At 53.8% G+C, this 6637-nt stretch carries 7 protein-coding genes and 1 tRNA gene; 6 read left to right on the top strand and 2 right to left on the bottom strand.

The window, feature by feature from the left end:
• Positions 1-241: 241 nt before the first annotated feature.
• The 5 genes from purC to PFRI_RS12995 are packed head-to-tail and all read left to right on the top strand — an operon-like array spanning position 242 to position 5169.
• Positions 242-1003 (top strand): phosphoribosylaminoimidazolesuccinocarboxamide synthase, encoded by a 762-nt coding sequence (gene purC / locus PFRI_RS13015; protein WP_072631136.1) that lies wholly within the window; start codon positions 242-244, stop codon positions 1001-1003.
• 48 nt (positions 1004-1051) lie between these two features.
• A complete protein-coding gene (gene purS, locus PFRI_RS13010; RefSeq protein WP_072631135.1) occupies positions 1052-1282 on the top strand; it encodes a phosphoribosylformylglycinamidine synthase subunit PurS in 231 nt (76 codons plus the stop codon).
• A complete protein-coding gene (gene purQ / locus PFRI_RS13005; RefSeq protein WP_072631134.1) occupies positions 1282-1950 on the top strand; it encodes a phosphoribosylformylglycinamidine synthase subunit PurQ in 669 nt (222 codons plus the stop codon). The genes purS and purQ overlap by 1 nt, the downstream gene beginning before the upstream one ends.
• Before the next feature lie 46 nt (positions 1951-1996).
• Positions 1997-3829 (top strand): sensor histidine kinase, encoded by a 1833-nt coding sequence (locus PFRI_RS13000; protein WP_072631139.1) that lies wholly within the window; start codon positions 1997-1999, stop codon positions 3827-3829.
• A 5-nt stretch (positions 3830-3834) separates the two neighbouring features.
• Positions 3835-5169: a sigma-54-dependent transcriptional regulator gene (locus tag PFRI_RS12995; protein ID WP_072631133.1), complete on the top strand. Its 1335-nt coding sequence runs from the start codon at positions 3835-3837 to the stop codon at positions 5167-5169.
• Positions 5170-5343: 174 nt separating this feature from the next.
• On the opposite strand, the gene PFRI_RS12990 is transcribed toward PFRI_RS12995, so the two are convergent.
• Complete coding sequence (locus PFRI_RS12990; RefSeq protein WP_072631132.1) at positions 5344-5802, bottom strand: disulfide bond formation protein B; 459 nt, start codon at positions 5800-5802, stop codon at positions 5344-5346.
• The gene (locus tag PFRI_RS12985; RefSeq protein ID WP_072631131.1) at positions 5799-6377 is read right to left on the bottom strand and encodes a YqaA family protein; all 579 of its coding nucleotides are present in this window, start codon (positions 6375-6377) and stop codon (positions 5799-5801) included. The genes PFRI_RS12990 and PFRI_RS12985 overlap by 4 nt, the downstream gene beginning before the upstream one ends.
• A 138-nt stretch (positions 6378-6515) precedes the next feature.
• Here PFRI_RS12985 and PFRI_RS12980 point away from each other — a divergent pair.
• Positions 6516-6601 (top strand) — tRNA-Leu (locus PFRI_RS12980).
• Positions 6602-6637 lie beyond the last annotated feature (36 nt).

The following is a 6637-nucleotide window of genomic DNA, read 5'->3' as shown; positions in this document are numbered from 1 at the left end:
TCAGACAATTTCCGCGTCATAACCCATGAAAAAATTCGGGTTTTGGGGTAGCAGCGGTATACTGCATTTGATTTGAATATGCGTCGCCGCGAAGCGACCTGCAAGGGCCAAGCGTCACGGCACCGCATACAGCTTGCAGAGAGGTAACTTGCCCCGACGTGCCCCTTGTCCTAAGAGAGCATGAGAATACGCCGCGATTGGAATCGCGCTTCGCGTATCACCTGCAAAGAAAGTCACTGCCATGGCGCGCGGAAAAAAGATCTACGAAGGTAAGGCGAAAACCCTCTACGAGGGTACAGAGCCGGGGACTTTGATTCAATATTTCAAAGATGACGCGACTGCGTTCAACGCGGAAAAGAAAGACGTGATCGAGGGCAAGGGCGTGTTGAACAACATGCTGTCCGAGTATTTCATGGTCGGCCTTGGCAGTATTGGTGTGCCAACGCACTTTATCAAGCGCTTGAACATGCGTGAGCAATTGGTACGAACCTGCGAAATTGTGCCTTTGGAAATCATCGTGCGCAATTATGCTGCTGGGACGATGTCGACGCGTTTGGGCATTGAAGAGGGCACGCAATTGCCGCGCCCGATCATTGAATACTGCCTCAAGGACGACAAACTTGGTGATCCGCTGGTTTCGGAAGAGCATATTGCTGCCTTTGGTTGGGCCTCGCAGCAGGATATGGAAGATATTTTGTCGCTCGCTTTGCGCGTAAACGATTTTCTTTCTGGCATCATGTATGGCGTTGGCATCAAACTGATCGATTTCAAAATCGAGATTGGTCGCGTGTATGAGGGCGACTTTCAACGTTTGATCCTCGCAGACGAGATTAGCCCTGATAGCTGCCGTTTGTGGGATATGGAGACGGGTCAAAAGCTCGACAAAGACGTATTCCGCCGCGATCTTGGCTCTCTTACAGATGCGTATACTGAAGTCGCGCGCCGCCTTGGCGTGCTGCCAAAGAACCAACAGCCGGTGACCAAGCCGACTTTGATCAACTAACTGCGATTAACCCACTTTAGATTTACGAACACCGCAAAGGACTTATCGATGAAAGCTCGTGTACATGTCATGTTGAAAAATGGTGTCTTGGATCCGCAGGGCGAAGCTGTGCGCCATGCATTGGGCGCGCTCGGCTTTGACGGTGTCGAAGGCGTGCGTCAGGGTAAAGTGATCGAACTTGATCTGGCCGCTGGCACGACAGAGGCGCAAGTCAACGAGATGTGCGAGAAGCTGCTCGCCAATACAGTCATCGAATCCTACACGGTGGAGCTGAGCTGATGCGCGCGGCGGTCATAACATTCCCGGGATCAAACTGTGATCGCGATCTTGCCGTTGGGCTTGAGATGGCAGGCGCAGAGGTCACGCGCGTCTGGCACAAAGACAGCACACTGCCAGAAGGTATTGACCTTGTAGGAATACCCGGTGGTTTTTCTTACGGTGATTATCTGCGCTGTGGTGCGATTGCGGCGAACTCGCCGATTTGTTCTGCCGTGAAAACCCACGCTGAAAAGGGTGGATACGTTTTCGGTGTTTGCAATGGTTTTCAAGTGCTGACAGAGACGCGTCTTTTGCCCGGTGCTTTGATGCGCAATGCAGGGCTGAAGTACATCTGCAAGACCGTTGGTCTTGAAGTCGGCACGTCTGATAGCGATTTTTTGAATAATTACACTGCGGGCCAGATTATTCAGGTGCCAATTGCGCATCATGATGGCAACTACACCGCCACGTCGGATGAACTTGATCGTCTTGAAGGCGAGGGGCGCGTGGCGTTTCGATATGCTGACAATCCCAATGGATCGGATCGTGATATCGCGGGGATCACATCTGCGAATGGTCGCGTGCTTGGCATGATGCCGCATCCAGAGCGCGCGATGGAAGACGCACATGGATCAGCAGATGGTGCGCGGCTTTTTGCTGGTTTGATCGGGGCGATGGCGACTGCGTGAGCCAGCTGACTTGAGCGATCCTGATCTGCGCATTAGCATCAGCCCCATGAGCGACGCGCCCACATCACTGTCAGAGCCTCTCAAACCCAAGCGGGTCGCACGCAAATCTGCGCGTTTTGACCCTTGGCGTGCGCGCTTTTTCTTGTTCGGGCTGATCGTTCTTGCGGGTGTGACCGTCTTTATGAGCAACCGTTTTCTGACGGATCGCTTTACGGAAACCACACGAAATCGCGCTGAACTGCGCCTCGCGCTTTATAGCGGAAATATCCTCTCTGAGCTGCGCCGTAATTCTATCGTGCCGCAGTTGCTCGCGCGTGACCCTGCTTTGATTGGGGCATTGAACTCAAACGATTTTACAAATTCAACGCAGCGTTTGATAAGTTTCGTCGAAGAAATCGGCGCTGCATCGTTGATGCTTTTGGACAGTGATGGCCGTTCTGTTGCCGCGACAGACCGCAATCGTTTGCAATCCTTGCACCGCTCGGATCAGTATTTTGTCGATGCACTGCGTTCAAAAGACACGGTTTTTTCGCTTATGCCACGTGAATCCGGCGGTTATTCGTTCACCTATTCCCGACGCGTTGAAGCCAACAATGATGTGTTGGGGGTCGTTGTGGTTGAAGTCGATCTACAAAAGTTCGAGCGCGCATGGGCGGGGATCTCGGATGCTGTGTTGATCACTAATTCCGAGGGTACAATTGTTCTTTCCACCGAACCGCGCTGGCGTGGCCTCACAGAAGAGGATGCGTTGCAACGGCAACCACCCTCCGGTGCAATCAGCCGTGCGATCCAAGCGACCGCTGATTGGGGCGCCGTGCCAGGGGATGCGTATCTGCGCGGCGAGGCATTGATGCGCTCACAAGCGCGCGTGCCGTTTCGCGGCTGGCAGATCGCCAGCTTCACATCCTATGCGTCCGTGCGTGAACGTGTGAACGGCGTGCTCGCGCTCGAAATCATGGGATTCGCAATCCTTTTGGCGCTCTCTTTTTACTTTTTGAACCGCAAGACAGCTGTGCGCATGGCGCTGTTCCAGCGCGAGTCGGCAGAACTTCGCCAACTTAACATACGCTTGCAGCGAGAAGTCGCCGAACGCCAAAAAGTGCAAGAGAACCTCGCGTTCGCTGAACAGACCCTCGCACAAAGCTCCAAGCTTGCCGCCTTGGGCGAGATGTCGGCGGCGGTCAGCCACGAGTTGAACCAGCCACTCGCGGCGATGAAAACGTATCTTGCCGGAGCCAAGCTTTTGGTTGGACGCGGTCGCCCTGATGAAGCGCTCGCCAGCTTTCAACGCATTGACGATTTGATAGGGCGCATGGGCGCGATCACGCAGCAACTCAAAAGCTATGCGCGCAAGAGCGGGGACGAGCTTGTCCCAGTAAACCTTGGGGATGCGTTGGCCTCTAGCCTGTCAATGATGGAGCCACAACTGCGTCAACGGCTTGTCCAAATCAACAAAACGCTCCCTCAGGAACCTGTGATGGTGTTGGGGGATCGGGTGCGTGTGGAACAGGTGATGATCAACCTTTTGCGCAATGCTTTGGATGCAACCAAATCGGTTGAGGACCCACAGGTTGATGTGCTGCTCGCCGCAGGTGAAACTGCGATCCTGACCGTGCGCGACAACGGGCAGGGGATCGAGGACCTCGATGCACTGTTTGAGCCGTTCTACACCACCAAACAGCCCGGCGACGGGGTTGGGCTGGGCCTTGCCATTTCTTCGGGTATCGTCAACGACTTGGGCGGACGAATGACTGCGCGCAACGCAGCGCAGGGCGGCGCGGTCTTTGAAATCCGTTTGCCGATATTACATGAGTCAACAACGAGCTTAGATGAGACGAACTTGGATGAGGCGCTCGTCGCCAAACCCGCAGCGGAGTAGAAGATATGGCCAATGCAATGAAGATCGCGATCGTCGATGACGAAAAAGACATGCGTCAGTCCATCTCACAGTGGCTCGCACTTTCGGGCTATGACACCGAGACCTTTGCGTCTGCCGAGGATGCTCTGGCAGGGATCAGCACAGACTACCCTGGTATCGTGATCTCCGACATTAAAATGCCCGGCATGGACGGGATGCAATTTCTGAAAAAGTTGATGAGCACAGACAGTGCCTTGCCTGTGATCATGATCACAGGCCACGGGGATGTTCCGATGGCGGTGAATGCGATGCGGATTGGCGCATTTGATTTCTTGGAGAAACCTTTCAACCCTGACCGCATGTCCGAATTGGCAAAGAAGGCAGCGAACGCGCGTCGTTTGACTTTGGATAATCGCGCTTTGCGCCGTGAGCTTTCCGATGGCGGTCAGCTTATGAAGAAGTTGATCGGCGCGTCGCCTGTCATGGAACGCTTGAAGGAAGACATCTTGGATCTAGGGCAGGCTGATGGGCATGTCCTGATTGATGGGGAAACCGGAACTGGCAAAACCCTGATCGCGCATGCCTTGCATGCCGTGGGCAGTCGCGCGGGCAAACGCTTTGTGCTCGTATCGTGTGCTGCGATGGATGAGGACGCTTTGGCGAAACGGCTTTTTGGTCCTGTTGCACCCGAAGATCCCTATCTTCCCGCAATAGAAGAAGCGCGTGGCGGCACGTTGGTGCTTGAGGACATTGAAGCACTCAGCGATCCTCTCCAAGCGCGCTTGCTCAGCGTTATCAACGAGCAAGGCACACCCGCTGAAACCCGCATTATCGCGATTTCCAACTTGCAAGAGCAGGATCGCACCTGCGAAGATGCGCTGCGCTCTGATCTATTCTATCGCCTTGCCGCTTTGCGCATCACAATCCCACCTCTGCGGGCACGGGGGGAAGACATTCTGTCTCTGTTCACACGCCTCTCTGAGCAATTCGCGGAAGAGTATGGCTGCGATGCCCCTGACGTATCTGCACAAGAGGCGGCGCAGCTGCTCCAAGCGCCGTGGCCGGGCAACGTGCGTCAGTTGATCAACATCGCTGAACGCGCGGTTTTGCAGACCCGTCGTGGGTCTGGCACGATTGCGTCGCTGTTGATGAATGATCACGATGAGATGACGCCGGTGATGACGACCGAGGGCAAACCACTTAAAGAATACGTTGAGGCGTTCGAGCGTATGTTGATCGATAACACGATGCGTCGTCATAAAGGCTCTATCGCTGCGGTGATGGAAGAGCTTTGCCTGCCTCGCCGAACGTTGAATGAGAAAATGGCCAAATATGGCCTGCAACGCTCTGATTACCTGTGATCTTATTGAGCGGCTGCGCCGCGCTCGTTTATTAGAAAAAAAGGGGCGCTGCCCCGTCCATCAAGATGGACTCCCCGGGATACTTCTAAAAAGGGGAAGTTAAGGCTTTGTGCGCTTCCTCTCTTGTTAAATATCCCGGGGTCTGGGGCTGGCCCCAGTCTTTGCTATAAATAATTAGGAACGCTTGATCGCTAAGAGCCAAAGAGCAAACAAGCTTAAAGAGGCAAGCATATTCCAGCTTGCCATGGATAAGGTGAACAACTCCAAAGGCACATCATCGCATCTTATGAGCGGGGCTGACATAATCTGCGCCATGAGATCGTCCGTGCTCAATTCGCTGATCGACCCTGAAGTACAGGACGTTGGTCCTTCCCACCATTTGCGTTCAACGCCAGTGTGATACCCACCGATAACAGCCGTAGTTAGCGCTGCAAGTGCGCCCAGAGCAGGAAGTGCGCGACCTGTAAAATACAGTGCAAGTAAGCCTATAACGATTGCAATAATATGGGGATAGCGCTGCCAGTAACAAAGCTTACAGGGCGGCATTTCTCCAATATACTGAAACCCCAGAGCGCCGAGCATCAAGGCGGCCGAGCCGCCAGCAGCGAGAAGGATTGCAAAACGCCGCGTCATAGGAACTTCAACGCAGCAAAGCCGCCGACAAGCATGACAACAAATAGAACGAACATCAAAGGAAGTCGCTTCTCGATGAACGTCCTGATCGGTTCACCGTATTTCCAAAGCAGCAATGCTACGATGTAAAAGCGCAAACCGCGTGCGATGATCGCAGTAACGATAAAGGTACCAAGCGACATGCCAGTCCAACCGGACATGATCGTGATCACCTTAAATGGGAAGGGCGTGAGCCCCGCGGTCAAAACAGCCCAGAACCCAAGATCATTAAAGCGTGTGCTGAAGTCTGCCATCGCATCTGCCTTGCCAAGGCTTTGCAGTATCGGCAATCCGATCTGCTCATAAGCAAGCGCGCCAATCGCGTATCCTAAAAGCCCGCCAAGGACTGACGCGACCAATGCAACGCTTGCAATAAGCCAAGCGCGCGAGGGACGTGCCAGAATCATCGGAATCATGAGGATGTCCGGTGGAATCGGAAAAAATGAGCTTTCGATGAAAGCTACGAATGCCAAGAACCAAAGCGCATGTCTGTGTTCAGCCCAAGATAAGGTCATGTCGTATAGTTTTCTTAGCATTCTGCGCACTCCTTGGCCTAAATGCAGTGACCATGTGCAAGCAAAGCGGTCAAGGGGGCAGGGCGTGCATTTTCTTTGAATTTGCTTGTTGTCAGGACTGGACCCCGCTCAAGAGCAACGCTAAAGAGAGCACATTGTGCCCAAGTGGCGGAATGGTAGACGCAGGGGATTCAAAATCCCCCGCCTTAACGGGCGTGCCGGTTCGAGTCCGGCCTTGGGTACCAACTTGCTTTTGCAAGTTTCCGCAATCCTTCTAGTTC

It is taken from the genome of Planktotalea frisia, from assembly GCF_001890925.1.
In the GTDB taxonomy this organism is placed as follows: domain Bacteria; phylum Pseudomonadota; class Alphaproteobacteria; order Rhodobacterales; family Rhodobacteraceae; genus Planktotalea; species Planktotalea frisia.
The sequence above is the reverse complement of the archived record's forward strand: the minus strand, read 5'-3'. Positions and strand labels throughout refer to the sequence as shown.